Here is a 21787-nt window from a genome sequence, read left to right on the forward strand (position 1 = left end):
TTCGCACGAAGTTATCGTGTTAATCATATTAAAAGGATTTAATAAATGTCGAATTACAATCAGCGTGGCGTATTCCTTCAACTGTTGGCACCTACGCTTGTTAGTCCAAAAGAAGTTCGGGTTTCCATGCAGTTTGCGCTGAAGGAAGAGGGCTATGACCCTGAGAGCCGAACGTCTACTTACTCTCTGCTGGACACCAGCACCCGCGAGGCCGTGTCGAATGACGGCGGCATGACCTTCACCCTGAGTGGCGCACCCGATGTAAACGGCAATGGCGAGATTGATGCACAGGACAAAGTAGTTCTGGTTGCATTGGCAAAAGTCTATTCGAAGATTATTAATCCTTAACTCACGCAATATATAAATATTGACGAGTCGACGATTTAACGGCGAACTTGTAAAGCGATGCGGATCTTTTCGTGTCGCTTTATAGTATTGAAATGTATCGGTACCACGAGCGTGGCCAGTTCACAATTCTTTGACAGCAGGCTCACAGGCCTTTGACTGCTCAAGGCTGATGCTGCGTGACACCTATCCACACTTTTTCATACGGTTGTCCGAGCATGTCCCGACTGCGCCTCATGCCAGCCACATTTCTGTTGTCACTGGTTGCACTTTTCAACCTGACTCTCGCCCTTGCGGATGACAGCGCGTCCCCTCGTCCGGCGGAATGGGCGCAACCGGTCGAAGCGAAATACAACCTCTTTCAGATGTCCCCGACGCTCTACCGCAGCGCTTTGCCCGATCGCGGCGCCATTGCATTACTGGAAAAATTGCAGGTGGGAACCGTCATCAATTTCCTGCCAGAGTCAGATTCGAGTTGGTTGTCTGTGCCGGGTATTGCTCAGGTTCAGTTGCCCTATCGGACCAATCACGTGGACGACGCGGATGTACTTAAGGCCCTTCGTGCCATTCAAGCCGCCGAGGCCAGTGGCCCGGTGCTGATGCACTGCAAACACGGTTCGGACCGCACGGGCTTGATGGCGGCCATGTACCGGGTCGTGATCCAGGGTTGGAGCAAGGAAGACGCCCTGAATGAAATGACTCGGGGCGGCTTTGGTGATAGCACCCATTTCAAGGATGGCGTGCGTTACATGATGCAGGCCGACGTCGATAAACTCCGCATCGCGTTGGCCAATGGTGATTGCAGCACCAGCCCGTTCGCCACTTGTTCGATGAAGAGCTGGTTCAAATCGGCTCACATTGAGTAATCACGGGTTTAGCTGGCAATGATCTCTGGCTAGGCCGTTAACAGTTGATCGGTGGCCGACCGCCCCAGGAACTCATTCAAGGCAATCAGCAGTGAGCGTGAGTCGCCAGGTGAAAAAAAGGCTTCGCGAAAGGCCCTGCCGGTTTGGGGGTTGAATAACCACTCCTGCTGAAACCGCTTGAACACCTCGGTCGCCAGCACCCCCGACCATTGGTAGGCGTAAACCGTGGCCGCGTAGCCGGTCACCATGTAGTCAAAGCTGTTGGCGAACCGGCAATAGGACGGCAGTTGCAGGCCGGGAATCCTCCTCTGAACGTCCTCGAAGACTTGCTGAAGGCTGCGGCTATCACCCTGGCAAAGATGCAAATCGAAGTCGAGCAAGGCACCCAGCAGCAGTCTCGCGGTTTCCCGGCTGGTTTGTGTTTGAACAGCGGCCAGCGCTTTGTCGATACGTTCCTCGCTCAATCGCTCGCCAGTTTGGTAGTGCGCTGCCAGCCACAATAGAAACTCGCGCGACAGGCACCATCGCTCGAACAGTTGACCGGCGAACTCCGCGGTATCACGACCCAGTTGTGAAATACCGGAAAGGTTGTGATGAGGTGATCGCGTCAGGGTGTGCTGCAAACAATGGCCGAACTCATGAAAAAGCACCCGCAGGTCCTGGTGGGTAAGCAGGCACGGATGATCGGCGATCCCTGGGGTGAAGTTGGGGTGAAGTATCGCAATCGGCAGTATCAATCGACCCTCGGCATTCACTCGTCGATTGCGTCGTGTGGCGGTCCAGGCATAGTCCGAAGCCTCCTCTCGATGGAAGGGGTCGAGGTAAATGTGTCCGATCACCTGCCCATGCTCGCTGACTTCGAACAGTCGCACGCTGTCATGCCAGCGACTGAACGTTGTCTGTTCGGCGATCTTGATCCCGAACATACGTTCGCTGAACAGGCAAAGCCGATGCAAAGTCCCGTCGAGGGGAAAATAGGCCCGCAGGTCATTCAGGGCACCTGCGAGACTTTGCTGGCGCAATTGTTCGGCGAGAAAATCATGGTCCCAGGCGTGGACTTCACTCAGGCCACGCTCTAGCGCGAACGCATCGAGCGCTTGGGTGTCCCGCACAAGCGCCGGTGTCTCAAGCGTCACCTGTCGACGCAGAAACTCGCTGACTTGCGCCGTGGATTCGGCCATTTCTGATGCGAGACTCAATTGCGCGAAGTTTTCGTACCCAAGCAGTCGGGCTTTCTGCTGACGCAGGGACAACAGACGCTCCAATACGGGACCATTATCAAATGACCCTGCGTTTGGGCCCTGATCGGAAGCGCGTGTGGAGTAGGCGATAAAGTATTCTTCGCGAAGGGCGCGGTTCTCGGCGTAGGTCATGACTTGATGGCGGGTGTGCTGGTCAAGACGAATCAGCCAGCCATCTTGTCCTGCCTGTCGGGCGTTGCGCGATAGACGGTCCTTGGTCTCCTGGGGTAGGCCATTGAGCCGGGTGATGTCGTCGATGTGCTTGCTCCAGGCAGAGCTGGCACTGTGCAGATTGCTCAAAAAAAGGTCTTCGAACAGGCTGATACCGAGGTTCAGCCGCGTCAGCTGTTGCTGTTGTTCGGTGGATAAATCGATTCCCGACAAGCGAAACTCACGCAGAATCTTGCTCATGACGGCTTTGCGTGAATCGTCGAAATTCTGAGCAATCGAGCTTTGCGCCAGACGCAGGCAGGCTTTCCAGAGTTCCCGATTGCTCATCTTCTGCGTCTTGTACTGCGCCAGGGCGTCTCCACAGCGACGGCTTGCGGTGTCCCACGCTTTATTGTCGTGTTTGACCGTCATCAGGGTTTCGATAATGCCCATCGCTTCATCCAGGCGAGCATCGGTTTCAACAATGGCCAGCACCAGGTCATCCCAGGTCGGAAATTCGGATTGACTGGCCGTGATCTCGGCAATGGTTTGGTGATTGTCGGCAATGATTGATTCGATGGCCGGCACCAGATGCTCGGCGCGGATGGCCGACCAAGGCGGGAGATCCCAGTGGTGCAAAAGCGGATTGGTATCAGGCATGGCGTCTTCCTTGATAGTGGCTGAAGGGGTCAGCCTAAGCGGGAAGCACGCAGGAAGGGCGGTAGATAGATACCACCTTCCACCCGTCAAAGAGTGGAAGGTGGTGTTGACTCAGTGTTGCTCGTCAGGTTTTTTCTTCAGCTTCGGGTTCGGGAAAAACTGTACGGCCTGAACCTTGGCGTCCGGCACTTTCAGTGCCGAGGTGTTGACCCGCGTGCCCAGTTCCTTGGGCACGGAAAGGCCTTGTTCATTCAGGGTGTCAGAATAACCGCAGGCCACGCACTCGCGATGTGGCACGTCGTCTTCGCTCCACATCATTAGCTTGTCTGGCTCGCTGCAAGCCGGGCAAACCGCTCCGGCGATAAAGCGTCTTTTGGTAATCACAGGTCCCTCACTCATGCTGCCGCGTCCTCACTCAGGCCGCTGTGGCGCAAGAGTGCGTCAATCGATGGCGCACGGCCACGGAAGTCGACGAACAGCACCATCGGTTCCTGGGAACCCCCGCGCGCCAGGATGGCCTCGCGGAATGCGCGACCGGTCTCGGCATTGAGCACGCCGTCTTCTTCGAACTTGGAGAACGCATCGGCCGACAGCACTTCCGCCCACTTGTAGCTGTAATAACCCGCCGCGTAACCGCCGGCGAAGATGTGGGCGAAGCTGTTCGGGAAGCGGTTGTAGGCCGGTGGACGCATGACCGAGACCTCGTCGCGCACGCCTTCAAGCACCTGCGCCACGCTACGACCGTCGCCGTGGGTGGCGTGCAGCTCGAAGTCGAACAGCGAGAATTCCAGCTGACGCACCATCATCAGGCCGGACTGGAAGTTTTTCGCCGCGAGCATTTTCTGCAGCAGGTCCTGAGGCAGTGGCTCGCCGGTTTCATAGTGACCGGAGATCAGCGCCAGGCCTTCTGGCTCCCAGCACCAGTTTTCCATGAACTGGCTCGGCAACTCGACCGCATCCCAGGCCACGCCGTTGATGCCGGATACACCGGCGTGTTCGACGCGGGTCAGCAGGTGATGCAAGCCGTGACCGAATTCGTGAAACAGGGTGGTGACTTCATCGTGAGTCAGCAGCGCCGGCTTGCCACTGTCGGCCGGGGTGAAGTTGCACACCAGATTGGCCACCGGGCTTTGCAGCACGCCTTCAGCGGTGCGGCGACGATCGCGGGCGCCGTCCATCCATGCCCCGCCGCGCTTGTTGGCGCGAGCGTAGAGGTCGAAGAAGAATCGGCCGACGTGCTGGCCATTTTCCTTGATCTCGAACAGGCGAACGTCCGGGTGCCAGGTATCGAAGCCTTTCTGTTCGGCGATCTCGATGCCGTACAGACGCTGAACGATGGCAAACAACCCGCTCAACACTTTGTCGATCGGGAAGTAGGCGCGCAGGGCTTCCTGAGCCACGCTGTAACGTTGTTCGCGAAGTTTTTCGCCGTAGAAACCGCTGTCCCAGCTATGCAGGTCCGGGCAGCCTTGTTCGGCGGCATAGGCTTTGAGCTGTTCCAGGTCCTGAGCGGCAAACGGCTTGCTGCGCTTGGCCAGGTCGCGCAGGAAACTCAGCACCTGATCGCTGGACTCGGCCATTTTGGTGGCCAGGCTCAGCTCCGAGAAGCTGGCGAAACCGAGTAATTTGGCCAGTTCCTGGCGCAGGTCGAGGATTTCTTCCATGACCGGGCCGTTATCGTTCTGACCGGCATTCGGGCCTTGGTCCGAGGCACGGGTGCAGTAGGCGGCGTAGACTTCTTCGCGCAAGGCGCGGTCGTGGGCGTAGGTCATCACCGCGTAGTAGCTCGGGAATTCCAGGGTAATCAGGAAGCCGTCCAGGCCTTTGGCCTGCGCTGCCGCCGCCATTTGCGCCTTGGCCGAATCGGTCAGGCCGGCGAGGGTGGCTTCATCGGTGACGTGTCGGGTCCAGGCCTGAGTGGCGTCGAGCAACTGATTGGAGAAGCGGCTGCCCAGTTCCGAGAGCTTGCTCTGCACTTCGGCGTAACGCTTTTGCTCAGCCTCTGGCAGGTCAATACCCGACAGGCGGAAGTCACGCAGGGAGTGTTCCAGGATAGTTTTCTGCGCCACATCGAAACCGGCGGCTTCGGGACTATTGGCGAGCGCTTCGAACGCCTGGAACAGTTCGCGATTCTGGCCCAGCTCGGTGGAGTACGCGCTCAAGGCGGGCAGGCAGGACTCGTAGGCTTCACGCAGTTCGGCGCTGTTGCACACGGCATTCAGATGGCTGACCGGGCTCCAGGCAGCACCCAGGCGATCATTGAGTTCGTCCATCGCCAATACCAGACCGGCCCAGGTGGGTTGTTTGCCTTGGGATTTGAGGATCTCGATAATGGCGGCGCGGTTGTCAGCCAGGATCTGTTCAATGGCCGGTTGCACGTGTTCGGCACGGATCGTGGAGAACGGCGGCAGGTCGTAGGACTGCAAAAGAGGGTTGTTCACGCTCACGGTTGGCACCTTGGCTGGAAGAAACATGCGGCCATCTTAATTACAATCGACGCTCACCGCAGCTATCGGCAACAGAGAGAAACCCTATCGTGAACCTTCGCAAGTATCAGAACCACACGCCGCTGCTGGGTAAAGGCGCTTTTGTCGATGGCACGGCGGTGGTGATCGGCGACGTCGTAATCGGCGAAGACAGCTCTGTCTGGCCGCTGACCGTGATCCGTGGCGACATGCACCGCATCCGTATCGGCGCGCGCACCAGTGTTCAGGACGGCTGCGTGTTGCACATCACCCACGCCGGCCCGTTCAACCCCGATGGCTTTCCGCTGCTGATCGGCGACGATGTGACCATAGCGCATAAAGTCATGCTTCACGGGTGCAGCGTGGGCAGCCGGGTTTTGATCGGCATGGGCAGCATCGTCATGGACGGTGCGGTGGTCGAGGATGACGTGATCATTGGCGCTGGCAGCCTGGTGCCGCCGGGCAAACGCCTGGAAAGCGGCTTCCTGTATGTGGGCAGCCCGGTGAAACAGATCCGACCGCTGACCGACAAGGAGAAGGCTTTTTTCACTTACAGTGCGGCGAATTACGTGAAGCTCAAGGATCTGCATCTGGCTGAAGGTTACGACCAGCTCTGACTCTCTTCCATTATTGCCCAGGATTATTCATGCATTACCAAACCGTTTTATTCGACCTCGATGGCACCCTGACCGACCCGCGCGAGGGCATCACGCGTTCGATCCAGTTTGCCCTGAGCAAACTGGGGATCGACGAACCTGACCTGACCAAGCTGGAACACTTCATCGGCCCACCGTTGTTACAGGCGTTCATGCAGTTTTACGACTTCGACGAGCCCAAGGCCTGGGACGCGGTGAATTACTATCGTGAACGCTTCAAGGTGACCGGCCTGTACGAAAACCGCGTATTCGACGGTGTAACCCCACTGTTGGAAACGTTGGTAGGGCAGGGCCGGCAGTTGTACATCGCGACATCCAAGCCTTGGGTGTTCGCCCGGGAAATCGCCCGGCACTTTGATTTCGCCAAACACTTCAAAGTGATTTACGGCAGCGAGCTGGACGGCACGCGTACGAATAAAGTCGAGCTGATTGCGCATTTAATGGCTGAAGAAGGTCTGGATCCGACGAATACCTTGATGATCGGCGATCGCAAGCACGACCTGATCGGCGCGTGCAGCAATGGGCTGGATGCAGCGGCTGTGGGTTACGGGTTTGGTAGCCACGAAGAGTTGAGTGCAGAAGCACCGACCTATCACTTTGAAACGCTGGATGAGATGCATCAGGCGTTTTTACAGCGCTAGTCAGAAGGGCATCGCGGGCAAGGCTTGCCCGCGATGGCGGCAGTTCAGTCGACGGAGATCTTATCTGCCAAGGCTTTCAACGTCACCTTACGTTCCCCAACCGGCAACGCCCCCAGCTTCTCGACGGCCGCATAAAACCTCACCCAGTCCCCACCTTCTTGCTTGAACAGCACAGCAAACGCAGGCACCCATTGGTCATACAACCCAAACGGCAACAGCCGGGCATTGTTCATCGGCGCGTTGACCCAGGCGTCATAGCGCCTGTCCCCCGCCCATTGGCTGTCACGTAACTGCCGGTATTCGCTGCGCAGTCGTTCGAACTCATCGGCCTTGCGCTGGCGCATTTGATCCGCTGGCAAGGGCTGGGCGTACAGCTTTTCAAGGCGCGTGCGCGTGTCCAGCACCAGCTGAGTGAATTGATCCCGTCGTAGTGCCTGTGCTCCGGTGTCTGGCGCCAGACCGCGGGTTGCACGCCATTGGCGAGTGCCTTCCTGTTCGACGAAGGTTGCGAAAGATTCGTTGAACTCCGTGTCGTCCTTCACATAAATACGTTGATGCGCCAGTTCGTGGAAAATCAGCGTCGCCAGCCGTTCGTCACCCCAGCCCATCATTGAGCTGATAATCGGGTCGTTGAACCAGCCAAGTGTCGAGTACGCCTCGACACCCCCAATCGAAACGTCCATACCTTGCAGGCGCTGCAAGGCCGCCTCGCCGCGTGCCGCGCTCTGGCTGTAGTAACCGCGATAAGCGACGCAGCCGGCAATCGGGAAACAATGGTTCTGTGGCTTCAGGGAAAACTCCGGCGTGACGAAGACATTCCAGACAACGAACGGCCGGCCAATGTCGGCATACAGGCGATAGCTTTGATTGTCCGGCAGGTGCAAATGCTCGCTGGCGAATGTCCGGGCTTTTTGTGACTGGGCCAGATGCGCACGCAGTGTCTGATCGCGCGATGGATCGGCAATCACCTCGGCCACCGGTTCACGAGCCCGCAGCAGTTGCAGCTGACCCGTTGCCAATTGACTGTAATAGCTGACGCTGGTGCAACCGTTGAGCAGCAAAAGCAACATACCCGGAAACAAAACGCGCAAAACGCGATCAAGTAACCCAAGGCTTGGAAACGGCCTGATCAAAATAAAAACATCCTTGGAAAGTCTGCCCGCAAGACTATCCCGCCTGACTGGAGCTGCGCTATGCACAAGATGATGCTGACGGGGGGCCTGTTGATGCTGACGGGCTGTGCTGTATTTGGATTGCCTCACCCTGATCCGGCGCAGGCGTGGATCGACCTGGACTCGCAACGAAAAGACTCGGCGCTGCAAGCGTTGGAAGTCGATGATAAAGCCACGACCGACAAACGCTATTTTCAGGTGCAACCCGGCAGCCACGAGTTGACGGTGCGTTACCGGTTCCCGGTCGCGCCGACCAATATCGGCCCGGATGCCGAGCCGTTATGGCGTGACTGTCAGCTAAACGTGAAATTCAGCGACTTCAACGCCGGGGAGCGTTATCAGCTGCAAGCGGGGAATATTGGCTTCAGGCCGTGGGCGAAACTCTATAACCAACAGCGAAAAGTCATTGGCCACGGCACACCGGCAGGCTGCCAACACACCTGATCGGCGGTATGCTGAATGACCAAATCATTGGGACATTCATCATGCGCAGGTTAATGCTGTTGCTCGCTGCCAGCGTTGTTGCTGGCTGTCAGAGTCCGTTGCCGCCGGTTGATCCGCAGATGGCTTGGGTCGACTTCTCTGTGCCATTCCCCAACGATAAGTTGCTGATGGCCGAGCGATTGGACAAGCGGCGATTGAATGACGGACGCTTTTTCCAGGTTACGCCTGGCAGCCACGAGCTGCTCGTCCGATTCGATTTTGAAATACCGGGTGGGGGTGGCTTGGGCGTCATGGACGGTCCAACGGAACGGCTGTGCTACCTGACCATCCAATATGATCATTTCGAAGCAGGTCAGCGTTACGTGCTGGTAGGCCAGTCGATCACGCTTGTTCCGGGCGCCCGGTTGTACAACGCCAAGCGCGAAATCGTCGCAGAAGACCGGGAGTCCTATTGCCTGTGAGGCGAATCAGCGGTCGTTTTTCTGATAGATGATTTTTTTGGTGCCGTTTTCGCATGAGCCCACGACCATGTTCTGATCGTGCACCTCGTCATTGGTGACGATTTCCAGGGTGTAGGACGAAACCCCTTGTGCCTGGATCTTGGTTTCGATCTCGGCCTTGAGTTCTTCACAGGGTTTCGGTGCCGCAAGGGCCGATGTGGCCAATGCGCAACAGATAACCGCCAAGGTAAAACGTTTCATGGTTGAAGCTCCTTTGAGGCAGCGCGCAGGGTTATGCGTATTCACTGCTGTCATTTATTCGACCACAATTTCGCTGGTCAGGTTTTGTCCGGGCGCAAAAAAAGAACGCAGCCTGTTGAGGGCTGCGATCTTTTATCGGTTTGCGCGAACAGCCGCCATCAGCTGAGCAACGTCGCCTCCAGCGTGATTTTCGCATTCAACACTTTTGAAACCGGGCAGCCTTCTTTGGCTTTATTGCTCAGATCCTCGAATTGCGCCTGCGTCGCCCCCGGGATTTTCGCCTGGAGGATCAGTTTCACGGCGGTGATTGAAAAACCACCGTCCACTTGATCCAGAGTGACTTCGGCTTGGGTATCGATGCTGTCAGCCTTGAGGCCGGCATCGCCAAGAATCATCGAAAACGCCATGGAGAAGCACCCCGCGTGGGCTGCGCCAATCAGCTCTTCCGGATTCGTACCCTTGCCGCCCTCGAAACGTGCCTTGAAGCCGTAAGGCGCTTCCCTGAGCACGCCGGTTTCAGTGGAGATCGAGCCGATGCCCGTTTTCAGGTCACCTTCCCAATGAGCCGATGCTTTCTTCGTAATAGCCATACCTGCCTCCTCAAGATCCGGCACGAGCGTCGCGCCTTTGTGGTTTTCGGTTGCCAAGGGTTCTGAGGATAGCCGGCAGTGCAAAGTTCACCCGATCTTGTTTGTCCTACTATTTTCGTAGGTTTTTTGCCTTGGCTATTGAAACTCGGGTATATGCCCTCATTGCATGAAACACGCTTATGGATTCGGCAGGTTTTCGTTTGTAAGAAAAACCTGCGCCCTAACTGGAGAAGCAGGTTTATGAAACGACTGTCCGACATCAAATTCTCGACCCTTGATCTGGTGCCTGTGCGCGAGAACGGCAACGCAGCCCAGTCGCTGCGCAACTCCCTGGACCTGGCGCAGCATGTCGAAAAATTCGGCTACAACCGCTTTTGGGTCGCCGAACACCACAACATGGATGGCATCGCCAGTTCGGCAACTTCCGTGCTGCTCGGCTATCTGGCGGGGGGGACCTCGACCATTCGTGTCGGCTCGGGTGGCGTGATGCTTCCTAACCACGCGCCGCTGGTGATCGCTGAGCAGTTCGGTACTCTCGAAAGTCTGTACCCGGGGCGGATCGACCTGGGCCTGGGCCGCGCACCCGGCTCCGATCAAATGACGGCCCGCGCGTTGCGCCGCGAACGTTCCGGCAGCGCCGACGACTTCCCTGATGACGTGGCCGAACTGATGCGCTACCTCGGTCCACGCACCCCGGACCAGCGGATCATCGCCATGCCCGGCACCGGGACCAACGTCCCGGTCTGGTTGCTGGGTTCCAGCCTGTTCAGTGCGCAACTGGCCGGCGAGCGCGGTTTGCCCTACGCCTTCGCCTCGCATTTCGCACCGCGCTTCATGCACGAGGCGATTCGCGTCTACCGCAATCACTTCAAGCCTTCAGCGGTATTGGATAAGCCCTACGTAATGCTCGGTGTGCCGCTGGTGGCGGCTGACACGGACGAGCAGGCCGATTACTTGGCGACGTCGGTCTATCAGCGAATTCTCGCCCTGATGCGTGGCCAAAGCCTGGTCCAGCGTCCGCCGGTGAAAACCATGGACGGGTTGTGGCTGCCGCATGAGCGCGAAGCGGTCAGCGATTTCCTAGGGTTGGCGATGGTGGGCAGCCCGCAGAAAATCCGCGCCAAACTGGACGTGCTGGTTGAGCAGACGCAAGCCGACGAACTGATTTTTACCTGCGACCTGTACGAACATTCCGATCGTGTTCACTCCTATGAACTGCTGGCGCAGGTCATGAAGGGTTGACGCTCAAAACGCGCCCATGAAAAAGCCGACGCATTGCGTCGGCTTTTTCCTTTAAAGCGCGATCAAGCTACTTCTTGTAGACGATGACCTTGGCGCCCGCTTCGCATTTGCCGACAACTTTCCCGCCGGCGGCGGCACCTTTATCGACAATTTCCAGCGAGTAACCAGAAACGCCCTTGGCATCCAGCTTCGCGGCGATTTCGGCTTTCAGCTCTTCGCATGGCTTGCCGCCAGCAAACGCTGTCCCCGCAAGGCACAACAAACCAACTGCCAACATAAACTTCTTCATCGGTTGCATTCCCTGGTCGGATCAAAAGAGGATCCAGTCATCGGCTGGATACACACATATAGCGCTTTGCCATTCCCTATGGCAATCGGCCAGCGCGCAAGTTCAGAAGACTAGCTCAAACTCAGCTGCTGGCAATCCGGAACCCGACTTTGAGCGTCACCTGAAAGTGGGCCGCCTTGCCGTCCTTGATGTGCCCGCGGGTCTCAGTCACTTCGAACCATTCCATGTACTTGAGGCTTTTGCTGGCCTCGGCCAGCGCGTTGTTGATGGCGTCTTCAATGCTGCTGGTGGACGAGCCGACCAGTTCGACTTTTTTGTAGGTGTGATGGTCAGTCATGGCGTTCTCCTCAGGGTGTGAGATACAGCCTAGCAGTGATTTTTCGTATGACTTGTGTCGGTCAATCGGAAGGGGAAGTTCCGAAATACTGCACTTTCTCCAACCCCTGAAGTCCCAATCAACACACGCAACTCAATCAACGCAGGAGAGCCACCATGGCCAACACCTCTTTACGTAAAGCCTCATTGCAAAGCATGGAAGCCGAAATCGAGAGTTTGCTCAAATCGTTGGAAAGCTTGAAAGACGATGCGTCGGACGAGTCGCGTAGAACCCTTAAAACCTTGAAGGTCAACGCCGAAAATGCGCTGAAACATTCGCGTCATTTGCTCAGCGATGCGTACGAAGAAGTCAAAGTCAAAACCCGTGAAACCGGGGTCGCCACTCGGGACTACGCCCAGGAACACCCTTGGACGACGGCCGGTGTTGCCGTGGGGGCGTTGGGTCTTCTCGCGGCCTATCTGCTGTGCAAGCGCGGGGATTAATCTGCCTGGCGCAGTTCATTCTTCAGCCACTGCGCCAACTGCCGAGCCCGCCCATCCGCGGCGCGCTTGGGTAGCCACAACGCCAGTTGCGCCGGGGTTTCACTGAAACCCCATGGCGCAACCAGGCGACCGGCCTTCACGTCCTCGGCCACTAGCGGCTCTGGTGCAATGGCCACTCCCAGGCCGGCCACTGCGGCTTCCAGCAAATAGTACAAATGCTCAAAACCTTGACCATACTTCAAACCCTTGGGATCGAGGCCGTTGTGCTGCGCCCAGCTCGGCCACGCCTGGGGCCTCGATGTGGTGTGGAGCAAAGGCTCGTTCCGCAGCGCAGCCGCCGGTGCGCCTTGCAACTTCTCGTAGCCGGCGAATCGCGGGCTCATGACGGGGCCGATCCGTTCGCTGGTCAGTTCATAGACCTGCATGTCCGCCGGCCACGGCGGTTCGGCAAATACCAGCAACGCATCGAGACCTGGCCGGCGCGGGTCAAGATCGCCTTCGCCAGCGGACAGGTGTAGGCGTAGGTCAGGCAAGTCCGTATTCAGCCGTCCCAGGCGTGGAATGAACCAGCGCGCCAGCAGGCTTCCCGAGCAGCCGAGTACGAAGGGCGCATCGGCGGTGCTCTGCGTCAGCTCTGCACATACCGTGCGTAACCGTTCGAACGCTTCGCCGCTGGCGTCGCGCAATCGAATGCCGGAATCTGTGAGTTTAAGGCCGCGACCATCCTTGACGAACAGGCTCACCCCGAGGTGCTCTTCCAGTACCTTCAACTGCCGGCTGACCGCACCATGGGTGACGTGCAACTGTTCGGCGGCCTGACTGACGCTGTTCAGGCGGGCAGTGGCTTCGAAGGCACGAAGGGCGTTCAGCGGGGGGAGGTCATGGCTCATGGGATATGTGAGTTTTCCTGACAGGTTGCGGCGATCTTATCGGTTTTCAGAGTGGGGCGTCAGGGGTAGAGTTAAGCCCACTCTCTTTTCAAAAGCATCATCCCACCCATTCAACCGGAGCGACCCATGACCCAGACTAATCTGCGCAATGGCCCCGATGCCAACGGCCTGTTTGGCGCGTTCGGCGGCCGTTACGTTGCCGAAACCCTGATGCCGTTGATCCTCGACCTGGCCCGCGAATACGAAGCGGCCAAGGAAGATCCGGCGTTCAAAGAAGAATTGGCCTACTTCCAGCGCGACTATGTCGGACGCCCGAGCCCACTGTATTTCGCCGAACGCCTGACCGAGTTCTGCGGTGGTGCGAAGATTTACCTGAAGCGTGAAGAGCTGAACCACACCGGCGCGCACAAGATCAACAACTGCATTGGCCAGATCCTGCTGGCGCGGCGCATGGGCAAGAAACGCATCATCGCCGAAACCGGTGCAGGCATGCACGGCGTGGCGACCGCTACCGTAGCCGCTCGTTTCGGTCTCGACTGCGTGATCTACATGGGCACCACCGACATCGAACGTCAGCAAGCCAACGTGTTTCGCATGAAGTTGCTGGGCGCCGAAGTGATTCCGGTCGTCGCCGGCACCGGCACCCTGAAAGATGCGATGAACGAAGCGCTGCGTGACTGGGTAACCAACGTCGACAGCACCTTCTACCTGATCGGCACCGTGGCCGGACCACACCCGTATCCGGCCATGGTTCGCGACTTCCAGGCCGTTATCGGCAAGGAAACCCGTGAACAGCTGCAAGCGCAAGAAGGTCGCCTGCCGGACAGCCTGGTGGCGTGCATCGGTGGCGGTTCCAACGCCATGGGCCTGTTTCACCCGTTCCTGGACGACAAGAGTGTCGAGATCATCGGCGTGGAAGCTGCCGGTTACGGTATCGAAACCGGTAAACATGCAGCCAGCCTGAACGGCGGCGTACCGGGCGTGCTCCACGGCAACCGTACTTTCCTGTTGCAGGACGACGATGGCCAGATCATCGATGCTCACTCGATTTCCGCGGGCCTCGATTATCCAGGTATCGGCCCGGAACACGCGTGGTTGCATGATATCGGTCGCGTTCAGTACACCTCGGTGACCGACGATGAAGCCCTCGATGCGTTCCACAAATGCTGCCGCCTGGAGGGGATTATTCCTGCACTGGAAAGCGCCCACGCCCTGGCCGAAGTGTTCAAACGCGCACCGACCTTGCCGAAAGATCACCTGATGGTGGTCAACCTGTCCGGTCGTGGCGACAAAGACATGCAAACCGTGATGCACCACATGGAACACTCCCAACAAGAGCAATCCAAGCAGGAGAAACACTGATGAGCCGCCTGCAAACGCGCTTTGCCAAACTCAAGGAACAGAACCGCGCCGCCCTCGTGACCTTCGTCACCGCTGGCGACCCGAGCTATGACACTTCCCTGGCAATCCTCAAAGGCTTGCCCGCGGCTGGCGCCGACGTGATCGAGCTGGGCATGCCCTTCACGGATCCGATGGCTGATGGCCCGGCGATCCAGTTGGCCAACATTCGTGCCTTGGGCGCCAAGCAGAACCTGGCGAAAACCCTGCAAATGGTTCGCGAGTTCCGTGAAGGCAACACCGAGACTCCGCTGGTGCTGATGGGTTATTTCAACCCTATCCACATGTACGGCGTGCCACGTTTCATCGCTGAAGCCAAAGAGGCCGGTGTTGATGGCCTGATCGTGGTCGACTTGCCGCCCGAGCATAACGGCGAGTTGTGCGACCCGGCTCAGGCAGCGGGTCTGGATTTCATTCGTCTGACCACGCCAACCACTGATGACGTGCGTCTGCCGACGGTTCTGAACGGCAGCTCCGGTTTCGTTTACTACGTGTCGGTTGCGGGTGTGACCGGTGCAGGGGCGGCGACGCTGGAACACGTTGAAGAGGCGGTTGCGCGTCTGCGTCGCCACACAGATTTGCCGATCAGCATTGGTTTTGGCATTCGTACTCCGGAGCAAGCGGCTTCCATTGCTCGCCTGGCAGATGGTGTTGTCGTGGGGTCGGCATTGATCGATCACATCGCCAATGCGTCGACGCCGGATCAGGCGATTGATGGTGTGCTCAGCCTTTGCGCAGCGCTGTCGGAAGGCGTGCGTCAAGCGCGGGTCAGCTGAAGGTAAAGTTCCTGATACAGAGGAATTAGAGCCTCGCGGCACAGACTAACCAGCAAGACCGAGGGCTTCAGGACTACGTTCTGAGGCCCTTTTTGCTGTATGTGCAGTGAGGAAAGCCCCGATGAAAATGCCGAAACGTCTGATTGCCAGCCTGGGCGTGCTGATGCTGAGTGCCACCCCATTGCTGCACGCGAGCGCTGATCAGCGCGACGATCACGACCATGGCGGCCCTCAGCAGGGTCAATACGATAACCATGGCGACAATCATGGCGATGATCACCGTAGTCATCAGGACAACCATCGCGGGGGCCCTCCGCCCCGGGACTTCGGCCCGGTGCGCCAGACGATTCACGACAATCATGGGTATTTTGTGCGCGGTGCGCCACCACCTCCGGGTATTCATCTGGAACGCGGCCGGCCGTTGCCCCACGGCTATTATGGTGAGCGTCTGGACAATCGCGCGCTGGGTCGCCTGCCGTATTACCCGGGGTATGAATGGCGTCGTGCAGGCGGCGACATTGTGCTGATCGCCGTAGGCAGCGGGGTTGTTTACGAAATTCTGGAAGGGGTTCTTTGATTTAACGTGCAAGCAAAAAAAGGGCTTCGTGGATCATCCACGAAGCCCTTTTTACTAGGGCAGCTCCAACCCGCCAGCTGCCTTGTGCAGCTTTCTCAGATGTTCGCCAACTTGCTTCAGGTTGGCTTCATTGGCGGCCATTTCGGCTGCACGACTCGGTTCGAGCAGCGCTCTCACTTCCTTGTCCAGGTCGCCTGTCAGCACCAGAAGTTGCTTTTGGCGCAGGCTGCTTTCTGATTCCAGGCGTTGCCATTCACTCGGTTGGGGCAATCCATAACCGCTGCTGCCGAGCAGTTCCGCCGGACGGCTGAGGTAGCCGCTGTTGGCCAGAATATCCTTCAAGGTCGCATTGGCCTTGTCCATACCGCCGTTTTCCAGATTCCGAGCACCCAGGTAACGCTGCTTTACTTCGTCCTGAGCCAGCAGCAATTGCTGGCGCAAGGCTGCCTGTTCCAACAACAACAACGCCGCGCTGGCGCGCAGGTCAGCCTGTTCGAACCATTGCCGGCGCTCTACCGCTTTCAATGCCAGCCAGTCTTCGACTTTTTCCTGCTTGATCGGCAAGCGCTTCTTCAACACGTCGAACATGGCTTGATAACGATCGCGGAAGGAGTCGAAGCGATAACCCAGTCGGAGCGCTTCACGTGGGTCATCCAGCACGCTGGTATCCGCCAGCCCGCGCCCCTTGAGCACTTTGAGCAAGCCGTTCGGCATGATGTTATCCAGTCCGACCAGTTGTGCATTATTGGTGCCGCTGCGCAGCAACTTCAGCTCCTCCACCGCGCAGTTGTTGGACAGGAAAAAGTAGCTGCCGTCGTAACTCCAGTGCATCTCGGCGGCGCGCTCCACGACGCCTTCGATCTCGCTGCGCGACAGATTGAGCGGCACCGAGGCGAGGCTGCGCAGTTCGGTCTTGGTGTATTCGTCGATCACTTGGGCCAGTGGCAGGACAAACAGGCGCGACGGGTATTTACCGACCAATCCGTCCCAGCTCGAGAGCTGTACGTCACCGACGAAGGCGCGATAAGACAAGACCAGATGCTGGTCCAGGTCGAGACGGCAGTCGGGCCCCCGTGGTCGTCCTGGCGCACAGATCACCAGTCGCAACATGCTGTGGCCCCAGCGGCTGACCCAGTTCTGATTGGCTTCGGCCAGCAGATAGTCGACGGCATAGACCCGTTCCGGATCCACCTGCCCAAGGGGTTGCTTGGCGAAGTCATTGCCAGCGTTGAGGAAGGCGAAGGTTTTGGCGCAGGTTTTTTTGGCTGCCGGCGCCCAGCCGAAGTGTTCCTGGTAGTAGCGATACAGCATCGGACGACGACAGGCGTAGCTCGGGTCGAGTAGGAAATACTCCATGTTGACCGCGACGAACTCTTTGGGACTGTCCGTTTCGTAGATGTCCGGACTGCGGGCGATCTGCTTGTTGTGTTGTTCACGTTCACCGCGACGGCCGACGTATTGTTGCCAGCCGGCCAGGTCGAGCAGGCGTGGATCGTCGCTGAGGGTGAAGCGACGATCATTCTGGCCACGGCACTCATCAGGAATACCAACCAGTCCGGCACTGTTGTTGCGCCGGGTGCAGCGTTGAATCAATTTACGCTCCGCGTTTGGCCACAGGCGCGAGCGGTCGTAAATGTGGGTGAGCTCGTGCACCACCGTGGCGAGCATTTCCCTGCGTACGGTGCCGTGAGGGCGATAGGTTTTCCTGGTCGCGGCGCTGCCATCGGTAAGGCTGGCGAGCAGGTTGCGGTTCAGGTCGAGTTCGGACACCAGCGATGCCTGGCCGTAGGCATTGCTTGGCATGTTGTCGGTCCAGCCGACATCAATGCGCCGATCCAGTTGCTCGATGAAACGAGGCGGAAGCGCCTGCATGGCTTCATCTAACAGTGCCTGGCTGGCCTGCTGTTGTGCCGGGCTGAGACCTTCAGTCTTGAGTTGTAATTGCAGACTGGCGTGAGCCGCGTTGCCGAACAGCAACATGACCCCGGCCAGCAGCCAGGCGGCTGGCGACTTCACAGGGCGAGGATGGCTTCGGCGAGTACCTGGTCACTGGCATCCCGGGCCTCAGGCACGCGATCGCGCAGGGTGTTGAAAGCCGCTTCGAGGTGCGCGCCACGGATATCGCCGTCGCTGGCAACAAACGTGGCTGCGTCGTCGTGGGCTTCACGAATGATCTTCGAGTCACGGATGGAGGTGGTGGTATCAGAGGTGAAATCAAGCGTGCGCTGGGTGGCACGAATGAGCATGTTACTGGTGGCAACCAGGGTATGGGCCTGTGCCACATCGGCCAGCAACAACAGACCAAGGGTGGCAGCAATCAGCGGGCTACGCATGGAACGACTCCGGGGAAACAAGGATAACTATTGGACGAGAATTGCCAGTGCCAGTTCAAGGTCGCTTGCATGAAGTTTGGGCTGGGTCTGGCGCAGATAAATCAGGGCGGACTCCAGCTGTGCTCCTCGCAATTGGGTGTCGCTGGCGATGAATGCCGCTGCATCATCGTGAGCGGCGAGCAGCAGTTTACGGTCGAAGGGCGCGGAGGTCACCAGACTGCTGCCATAACCACTGGCGACAGTACCTTGTGTGGAAAGATTGAAGGCATCGAAAGCATGTGCCGAGCCCGACCAGCAGGCCACAAGCAATAGGGGCGTGAGCAACAACCTTGAATGAAAACGCATGAGACTCGATAGCTGAAAGCGAGCCCCAAGGCTAGCGCAACGTCCGGTCTAGAGCCAGCGCCGAAACATGGGGACACGTTGGGCGTGTCCCACGTCAGGGCTTTCGCTTAGATGGTCAGGATGGCTTGAGCCAGCTGTGCATCCGTTGCGTTCAGCTGTGGCGCCTGGTGGCGAATGTAATCGAGCGCACTTTCGAGTTTTACGCCGCGGATGGCACCTTCGCTGGCGACGAAGCTGGCGGCATCATCGCGCGCTTCACGCACAATCTTGTTGTCCTTAAAAGAAGAGGAAACGACGTCGGTGGTTGCATCGGACGTGGCCTTTAACGCTTTGACGACAGCGTCAGTGGTCACGACAAAGCTGGTGGCGTTGGCATTGGCAGCCACTGCAAGCAGGGCTGCGACGCTGAGCAAGCGAAGACGGGACATGGTGTATCTCCTTCAGGAAAACCAATTGAGAGGTGGCAAGGTATCTGCTGGATCAGACGCCTGTTGTACAGCGTGCGCCACGTTCCGGTTGATATTAGGCCTGCTTTTAACAGTTCGCACAGCCCGTCTGTTCAGGGCCGGTCGCTAGCGCCAGAACGGTTTATCCAGTTCATTGACGCGATCGGCGTGGCTGATGCCCAGGTCTGAAAGCTGTTGATCGTTTAGCTGACCCAATAGGCGCCGGGTTCTGGCCCGTTCCAGGCCGCGGGAGAGTGCTGCCCACGTACGTTGTAGCCAGGTGAAACAAGGTTTCGCTTGCGGCGCAGGAGCGGAAATATCTTGTAAGTGATTCATGGCGCGATCCGTGTGCTTTGGAATGAGCCTCCATGGTGGCCCTCCCCGTTTTTGCTAAACAGATACACCGCGTAGAAATTGTACTTGTACAGTTATCGGTTTTAACAAACTGTACCGCTCTTGCATAACGCTGTTGTTTTTCCGAGTTCGATGGCGCGAAAACGACAAAGCCCGTCGTGGTTTCCCACGACGGGCTTTGTTTTTTCAATCTGGAGTGCTGGCAGTGGACCCGAGGGGTCAGGGCCAGCGACGCTAGCTTAGCGCCAGAACGGCTTGCTCAGCTCTTCGTAGCGTTGTGCTTCGCTAATCCCGGCGTCAGCCAGCAGACGCGAATCCAGGCGAGCCAGTTGATGGCGGCTGGAGATGCGGCGCTGCCACAGCATCAGGTTGGCGATAACGCGCAGAGGCATCGAGGCTTGGGTTTTTGCAGCAGTGTCTTCGAAGAACAGGCCGGAACTGAGTGTACGTTCCATGATTGACATCCTTCCGCTTGTGGCGGGATTAGGTAGTGGTTTAACTGGTGCCCATGATCCTCTCGTTTGCCTAGTCACTGTAGATACAGTTCATCTGTATTGTGAGGGCTCAGTTAACTGTTTATAGGCGGTGTACTGGTCAAAATTGAGGCAACTGTATCTATCTGCACTTATTTAGTGCGTTTTCGTGTGAATGGTTTGAAAAGGTAGGGAATTACGGTAGGAAATGACCAGTACAGCAGTACAGTTTTAAACAGATTTCCACGAAACAATAGCGCGCTGACGAAACTGTGTTTGCGTCAGCCGCTATCTGTACCAATTACGCCTTGAGCATGCGCCCTGTTTCTTCCAGGTTGATGTGCCAACTCAGCGCATCACGCAGGATATGTGGCGTGTGTCCGCCGATTGCGCAAGCTGCGGTGAAGTAGTCGTCCAGGGCCTGGCGATAGTCCGGGTGCACACAGTTGTCGATGACGACCCGCGCCCGTTCCCGTGGTGCCAAACCACGTAAGTCAGCCAGACCGATTTCGGTGACGAGGATGTCGACGTCATGCTCCGTGTGGTCAACGTGGCTGACCATCGGCACGACGCTGGAGATTGCCCCGCCCTTGGCAATCGATTTGGTGACGAAGATGGACAGATGCGCATTGCGTGCAAAGTCGCCTGAGCCGCCAATGCCGTTCATCATCCGTGTGCCGCACACGTGCGTGGAGTTGACGTTGCCATAGAGGTCGAACTCCAGCGCCGTGTTGATACCGATAATGCCCAGTCGACGCACCACTTCCGGGTGATTGGAGATTTCCTGTGGGCGCAGCACCAATTTGTCCTTATAGCGCTCAAGGTTGCCAAACACGTCGGCATTGCGACGACTCGACAAGGTGATCGAGCTGCCCGACGCAAAGCTCAGCTTGCCGGCATCGATCAGGTCGAATGTCGAATCCTGCAGTACCTCGGAATACATGGTCAGGTCTTCGAACGGTGAGTCGATCAGGCCGCACATCACTGAGTTGGCGATGGTGCCGATACCGGCCTGCAATGGGCCAAGCTTGTTGGTCATCCGTCCGGCAGCCACTTCCTGCTTGAAGAAGTTGATCAGGTGGTCGGCGATGGCCTGGGTCTCGGTGTCCGGTGGCAACACCGTGGAGGGGGAGTCGGATTGATTGGTGATCACGATCGCGACGATCTTCTCCGGCGGGATCGGGATGGCGGTGCTGCCAATGCGATCATCGACCTTCACCAGTGGAATCGGCGTGCGGGTCGGGCGGTACGTCGGGATATAGATGTCGTGCAGGCCTTCCAGGTTCGGGTTGTGCGCCAGGTTGATCTCGATGATCACGTGTTTGGCGAAAATCGCGAAGCTGGCCGAGTTGCCGACCGATGTGGTCGGTACGATATGGCCCTGTTCGGTAATGGCAACGGCTTCAATCACCGCGATATCCGGCAATTTGAGTTGTTGGTTGCGCAGTTGCTCCACGGTTTCCGAGAGGTGCTGGTCGATGAACATCACTTCGCCTGCGTTGATGGCTTTGCGCAGGGTGCTGTCCACCTGGAAGGGCATGCGCCGCGACAGTACACCGGCTTCGGTCAGCTGTTTGTCGAGGTCGTTACCCAGGCTGGCACCGGTCATCAGGGTGATTTTCAGCGGCGTGACCTTGGCGCGTTCGGCCAGCGCGTGAGGTACGGCTTTCGCTTCGCCGGCGCGGGTGAAACCACTCATGCCGACGGTCATGCCGTCCTCAATCAGAGCGGCAGCGTCGGCAGCGCTCATCACTTTATCCAACAACGAAGGCAGGCGAATACGGTCACGGTACATGGATTGTTATCTCGGGCAACGGGTAGCAGGATGCGCAGTCTAGTGAATTTCGCGGGCGCCTGTCCCGCTACCAAGGTCGCAAACGAGGCGTCTATTCAGCGGGTTTCAAGTAAAACACT

General features: G+C 57.9%; 27 protein-coding genes. 11 read left to right on the forward strand and 16 right to left on the reverse strand.

Annotation, left to right across the window (positions count from 1 at the left end):
• Positions 1-45: 45 nt before the first annotated feature.
• Together LOY55_RS00395 and LOY55_RS00400 are read left to right on the forward strand one after the other, a co-directional pair.
• Positions 46-348, forward strand: coding sequence for a hypothetical protein (locus tag LOY55_RS00395; protein WP_258667414.1), 303 nt, complete (start codon positions 46-48; stop codon positions 346-348).
• Positions 349-563: 215 nt separating this feature from the next.
• The gene (locus LOY55_RS00400; RefSeq protein WP_223523657.1) at positions 564-1211 is read left to right on the forward strand and encodes a tyrosine-protein phosphatase; all 648 of its coding nucleotides are present in this window, start codon (positions 564-566) and stop codon (positions 1209-1211) included.
• Between the two features lie 29 nt (positions 1212-1240).
• Here the strand turns inward: LOY55_RS00400 and LOY55_RS00405 are convergent, their stop codons facing one another.
• The 3 genes from LOY55_RS00405 to prlC all read right to left on the reverse strand — a co-directional run bounded on the left by LOY55_RS00405 (position 1241) and on the right by prlC (position 5709).
• Positions 1241-3262, reverse strand: coding sequence for a M3 family metallopeptidase (locus LOY55_RS00405; RefSeq protein ID WP_223523655.1), 2022 nt, complete (start codon positions 3260-3262; stop codon positions 1241-1243).
• A gap of 111 nt (positions 3263-3373) precedes the next feature.
• The gene (locus LOY55_RS00410) at positions 3374-3661 is read right to left on the reverse strand and encodes a YheV family putative zinc ribbon protein (RefSeq protein ID WP_046031082.1); all 288 of its coding nucleotides are present in this window, start codon (positions 3659-3661) and stop codon (positions 3374-3376) included.
• Entirely contained in the window at positions 3658-5709 is a 2052-nt protein-coding gene (gene prlC, locus LOY55_RS00415; protein WP_258667415.1) for an oligopeptidase A, read from the reverse strand. The genes LOY55_RS00410 and prlC overlap by 4 nt, the downstream gene beginning before the upstream one ends.
• Positions 5710-5798: 89 nt before the next feature.
• Here prlC and LOY55_RS00420 point away from each other — a divergent pair, with 89 nt between their 5' ends.
• Both LOY55_RS00420 and LOY55_RS00425 read left to right on the forward strand, forming a co-directional pair.
• Complete coding sequence (locus LOY55_RS00420) at positions 5799-6344, forward strand: gamma carbonic anhydrase family protein (RefSeq protein WP_258667416.1); 546 nt, start codon at positions 5799-5801, stop codon at positions 6342-6344.
• A gap of 29 nt (positions 6345-6373) precedes the next feature.
• The gene (locus LOY55_RS00425) at positions 6374-7024 is read left to right on the forward strand and encodes an HAD family hydrolase (protein ID WP_223523649.1); all 651 of its coding nucleotides are present in this window, start codon (positions 6374-6376) and stop codon (positions 7022-7024) included.
• A gap of 44 nt (positions 7025-7068) precedes the next feature.
• On the opposite strand, the gene LOY55_RS00430 is transcribed toward LOY55_RS00425, so the two are convergent.
• Positions 7069-8157 (reverse strand): aminopeptidase, encoded by a 1089-nt coding sequence (locus tag LOY55_RS00430; protein WP_223523647.1) that lies wholly within the window; start codon positions 8155-8157, stop codon positions 7069-7071.
• 60 nt (positions 8158-8217) lie between these two features.
• Here LOY55_RS00430 and LOY55_RS00435 point away from each other — a divergent pair, with 60 nt between their 5' ends.
• Together LOY55_RS00435 and LOY55_RS00440 are read left to right on the forward strand one after the other, a co-directional pair.
• Complete coding sequence (locus LOY55_RS00435; RefSeq protein WP_046031086.1) at positions 8218-8640, forward strand: hypothetical protein; 423 nt, start codon at positions 8218-8220, stop codon at positions 8638-8640.
• Positions 8641-8681: 41 nt separating this feature from the next.
• Complete coding sequence (locus LOY55_RS00440; RefSeq protein ID WP_046031123.1) at positions 8682-9101, forward strand: lipoprotein; 420 nt, start codon at positions 8682-8684, stop codon at positions 9099-9101.
• A 6-nt stretch (positions 9102-9107) separates the two neighbouring features.
• Here the strand turns inward: LOY55_RS00440 and LOY55_RS00445 are convergent, their stop codons facing one another.
• Positions 9108-9341: a DUF1161 domain-containing protein gene (locus LOY55_RS00445; protein ID WP_046031087.1), complete on the reverse strand. Its 234-nt coding sequence runs from the start codon at positions 9339-9341 to the stop codon at positions 9108-9110.
• A gap of 158 nt (positions 9342-9499) precedes the next feature.
• Positions 9500-9931, reverse strand: a complete 432-nt coding sequence (locus LOY55_RS00450; RefSeq protein ID WP_046031088.1) for an OsmC family protein — start codon at positions 9929-9931, stop codon at positions 9500-9502.
• 240 nt (positions 9932-10171) lie between these two features.
• Here LOY55_RS00450 and LOY55_RS00455 point away from each other — a divergent pair, with 240 nt between their 5' ends.
• Entirely contained in the window at positions 10172-11173 is a 1002-nt protein-coding gene (locus LOY55_RS00455) for an LLM class flavin-dependent oxidoreductase (protein WP_046031089.1), read from the forward strand.
• Between the two features lie 67 nt (positions 11174-11240).
• Here the strand turns inward: LOY55_RS00455 and LOY55_RS00460 are convergent, their stop codons facing one another.
• Both LOY55_RS00460 and LOY55_RS00465 read right to left on the reverse strand, forming a co-directional pair.
• Positions 11241-11462 carry a DUF1161 domain-containing protein gene (locus LOY55_RS00460; protein WP_109786907.1) on the reverse strand — a complete coding sequence of 74 codons (222 nt, stop codon included), beginning with the start codon at positions 11460-11462 and terminating at the stop codon, positions 11241-11243.
• Between the two features lie 121 nt (positions 11463-11583).
• Positions 11584-11799, reverse strand: a complete 216-nt coding sequence (locus tag LOY55_RS00465) for a dodecin (RefSeq protein ID WP_008027736.1) — start codon at positions 11797-11799, stop codon at positions 11584-11586.
• 155 nt (positions 11800-11954) lie between these two features.
• Between LOY55_RS00465 and LOY55_RS00470 the strand changes: the two genes are divergently transcribed.
• Positions 11955-12281 (forward strand): YqjD family protein, encoded by a 327-nt coding sequence (locus tag LOY55_RS00470; RefSeq protein ID WP_109786908.1) that lies wholly within the window; start codon positions 11955-11957, stop codon positions 12279-12281.
• Here the strand turns inward: LOY55_RS00470 and LOY55_RS00475 are convergent.
• On the reverse strand, positions 12278-13171 hold the full coding sequence (locus tag LOY55_RS00475) for a LysR family transcriptional regulator (RefSeq protein ID WP_223523645.1): 894 nt from the start codon (positions 13169-13171) through the stop codon (positions 12278-12280). The genes LOY55_RS00470 and LOY55_RS00475 overlap by 4 nt on opposite strands.
• A 126-nt stretch (positions 13172-13297) precedes the next feature.
• Between LOY55_RS00475 and trpB the strand changes: the two genes are divergently transcribed.
• The 3 genes from trpB to LOY55_RS00490 all read left to right on the forward strand — a co-directional run bounded on the left by trpB (position 13298) and on the right by LOY55_RS00490 (position 15922).
• Positions 13298-14533, forward strand: coding sequence for a tryptophan synthase subunit beta (trpB, locus tag LOY55_RS00480; protein WP_007902766.1), 1236 nt, complete (start codon positions 13298-13300; stop codon positions 14531-14533).
• Positions 14533-15345: a tryptophan synthase subunit alpha gene (trpA, locus tag LOY55_RS00485; protein WP_223523643.1), complete on the forward strand. Its 813-nt coding sequence runs from the start codon at positions 14533-14535 to the stop codon at positions 15343-15345. Before trpB ends, trpA begins: the two co-directional genes overlap by 1 nt.
• Before the next feature lie 121 nt (positions 15346-15466).
• Positions 15467-15922, forward strand: a complete 456-nt coding sequence (locus LOY55_RS00490) for an anti-virulence regulator CigR family protein (protein WP_223523642.1) — start codon at positions 15467-15469, stop codon at positions 15920-15922.
• Positions 15923-15976: 54 nt separating this feature from the next.
• On the opposite strand, the gene LOY55_RS00495 is transcribed toward LOY55_RS00490, so the two are convergent.
• The 7 genes from LOY55_RS00495 to LOY55_RS00525 all read right to left on the reverse strand — a co-directional run bounded on the left by LOY55_RS00495 (position 15977) and on the right by LOY55_RS00525 (position 21668).
• Entirely contained in the window at positions 15977-17938 is a 1962-nt protein-coding gene (locus tag LOY55_RS00495) for a DUF4105 domain-containing protein (protein ID WP_258667419.1), read from the reverse strand.
• On the reverse strand, positions 17935-18255 hold the full coding sequence (locus tag LOY55_RS00500) for a DUF2388 domain-containing protein (protein WP_046031096.1): 321 nt from the start codon (positions 18253-18255) through the stop codon (positions 17935-17937). The genes LOY55_RS00495 and LOY55_RS00500 overlap by 4 nt, the downstream gene beginning before the upstream one ends.
• Positions 18256-18282: 27 nt before the next feature.
• Positions 18283-18600: a DUF2388 domain-containing protein gene (locus tag LOY55_RS00505; RefSeq protein ID WP_077430953.1), complete on the reverse strand. Its 318-nt coding sequence runs from the start codon at positions 18598-18600 to the stop codon at positions 18283-18285.
• A 107-nt stretch (positions 18601-18707) separates the two neighbouring features.
• The gene (locus tag LOY55_RS00510) at positions 18708-19028 is read right to left on the reverse strand and encodes a DUF2388 domain-containing protein (protein WP_046031098.1); all 321 of its coding nucleotides are present in this window, start codon (positions 19026-19028) and stop codon (positions 18708-18710) included.
• A gap of 144 nt (positions 19029-19172) precedes the next feature.
• Positions 19173-19382 carry a DUF1127 domain-containing protein gene (locus LOY55_RS00515; protein WP_077430952.1) on the reverse strand — a complete coding sequence of 70 codons (210 nt, stop codon included), beginning with the start codon at positions 19380-19382 and terminating at the stop codon, positions 19173-19175.
• A gap of 257 nt (positions 19383-19639) precedes the next feature.
• Positions 19640-19855 (reverse strand): DUF1127 domain-containing protein, encoded by a 216-nt coding sequence (locus LOY55_RS00520; RefSeq protein ID WP_046031099.1) that lies wholly within the window; start codon positions 19853-19855, stop codon positions 19640-19642.
• A gap of 319 nt (positions 19856-20174) precedes the next feature.
• Positions 20175-21668: an acetyl-CoA hydrolase/transferase family protein gene (locus LOY55_RS00525; RefSeq protein WP_077430951.1), complete on the reverse strand. Its 1494-nt coding sequence runs from the start codon at positions 21666-21668 to the stop codon at positions 20175-20177.
• Positions 21669-21787 lie beyond the last annotated feature (119 nt).

Source organism: Pseudomonas sp. B21-040 (assembly GCF_024748695.1).
GTDB lineage: Bacteria > Pseudomonadota > Gammaproteobacteria > Pseudomonadales > Pseudomonadaceae > Aquipseudomonas.

Bases quoted from the DNA above. Each gene is read 5' to 3' on its own strand.
- LOY55_RS00395 (WP_258667414.1), top strand. From the start codon at position 46: ATGTCGAATTACAATCAGCGTGGCGTATTCCTTCAACTGTTGGCACCT.
- LOY55_RS00400 (WP_223523657.1), top strand. From the start codon at position 564: ATGTCCCGACTGCGCCTCATGCCAGCCACATTTCTGTTGTCACTGGTT.
- LOY55_RS00405 (WP_223523655.1), bottom strand. From the start codon at position 3,262: ATGCCTGATACCAATCCGCTTTTGCACCACTGGGATCTCCCGCCTTGG.
- LOY55_RS00410 (WP_046031082.1), bottom strand. From the start codon at position 3,661: ATGAGTGAGGGACCTGTGATTACCAAAAGACGCTTTATCGCCGGAGCG.
- LOY55_RS00425 (WP_223523649.1), top strand. From the start codon at position 6,374: ATGCATTACCAAACCGTTTTATTCGACCTCGATGGCACCCTGACCGAC.
- LOY55_RS00435 (WP_046031086.1), top strand. From the start codon at position 8,218: ATGCACAAGATGATGCTGACGGGGGGCCTGTTGATGCTGACGGGCTGT.
- LOY55_RS00440 (WP_046031123.1), top strand. From the start codon at position 8,682: ATGCGCAGGTTAATGCTGTTGCTCGCTGCCAGCGTTGTTGCTGGCTGT.
- LOY55_RS00445 (WP_046031087.1), bottom strand. From the start codon at position 9,341: ATGAAACGTTTTACCTTGGCGGTTATCTGTTGCGCATTGGCCACATCG.
- LOY55_RS00450 (WP_046031088.1), bottom strand. From the start codon at position 9,931: ATGGCTATTACGAAGAAAGCATCGGCTCATTGGGAAGGTGACCTGAAA.
- LOY55_RS00455 (WP_046031089.1), top strand. From the start codon at position 10,172: ATGAAACGACTGTCCGACATCAAATTCTCGACCCTTGATCTGGTGCCT.
- LOY55_RS00460 (WP_109786907.1), bottom strand. From the start codon at position 11,462: ATGAAGAAGTTTATGTTGGCAGTTGGTTTGTTGTGCCTTGCGGGGACA.
- LOY55_RS00465 (WP_008027736.1), bottom strand. From the start codon at position 11,799: ATGACTGACCATCACACCTACAAAAAAGTCGAACTGGTCGGCTCGTCC.
- LOY55_RS00470 (WP_109786908.1), top strand. From the start codon at position 11,955: ATGGCCAACACCTCTTTACGTAAAGCCTCATTGCAAAGCATGGAAGCC.
- LOY55_RS00475 (WP_223523645.1), bottom strand. From the start codon at position 13,171: ATGAGCCATGACCTCCCCCCGCTGAACGCCCTTCGTGCCTTCGAAGCC.
- trpB (WP_007902766.1), top strand. From the start codon at position 13,298: ATGACCCAGACTAATCTGCGCAATGGCCCCGATGCCAACGGCCTGTTT.
- trpA (WP_223523643.1), top strand. From the start codon at position 14,533: ATGAGCCGCCTGCAAACGCGCTTTGCCAAACTCAAGGAACAGAACCGC.
- LOY55_RS00490 (WP_223523642.1), top strand. From the start codon at position 15,467: ATGAAAATGCCGAAACGTCTGATTGCCAGCCTGGGCGTGCTGATGCTG.
- LOY55_RS00500 (WP_046031096.1), bottom strand. From the start codon at position 18,255: ATGCGTAGCCCGCTGATTGCTGCCACCCTTGGTCTGTTGTTGCTGGCC.
- LOY55_RS00505 (WP_077430953.1), bottom strand. From the start codon at position 18,600: ATGCGTTTTCATTCAAGGTTGTTGCTCACGCCCCTATTGCTTGTGGCC.
- LOY55_RS00510 (WP_046031098.1), bottom strand. From the start codon at position 19,028: ATGTCCCGTCTTCGCTTGCTCAGCGTCGCAGCCCTGCTTGCAGTGGCT.
- LOY55_RS00515 (WP_077430952.1), bottom strand. From the start codon at position 19,382: ATGAATCACTTACAAGATATTTCCGCTCCTGCGCCGCAAGCGAAACCT.
- LOY55_RS00520 (WP_046031099.1), bottom strand. From the start codon at position 19,855: ATGGAACGTACACTCAGTTCCGGCCTGTTCTTCGAAGACACTGCTGCA.
- LOY55_RS00525 (WP_077430951.1), bottom strand. From the start codon at position 21,668: ATGTACCGTGACCGTATTCGCCTGCCTTCGTTGTTGGATAAAGTGATG.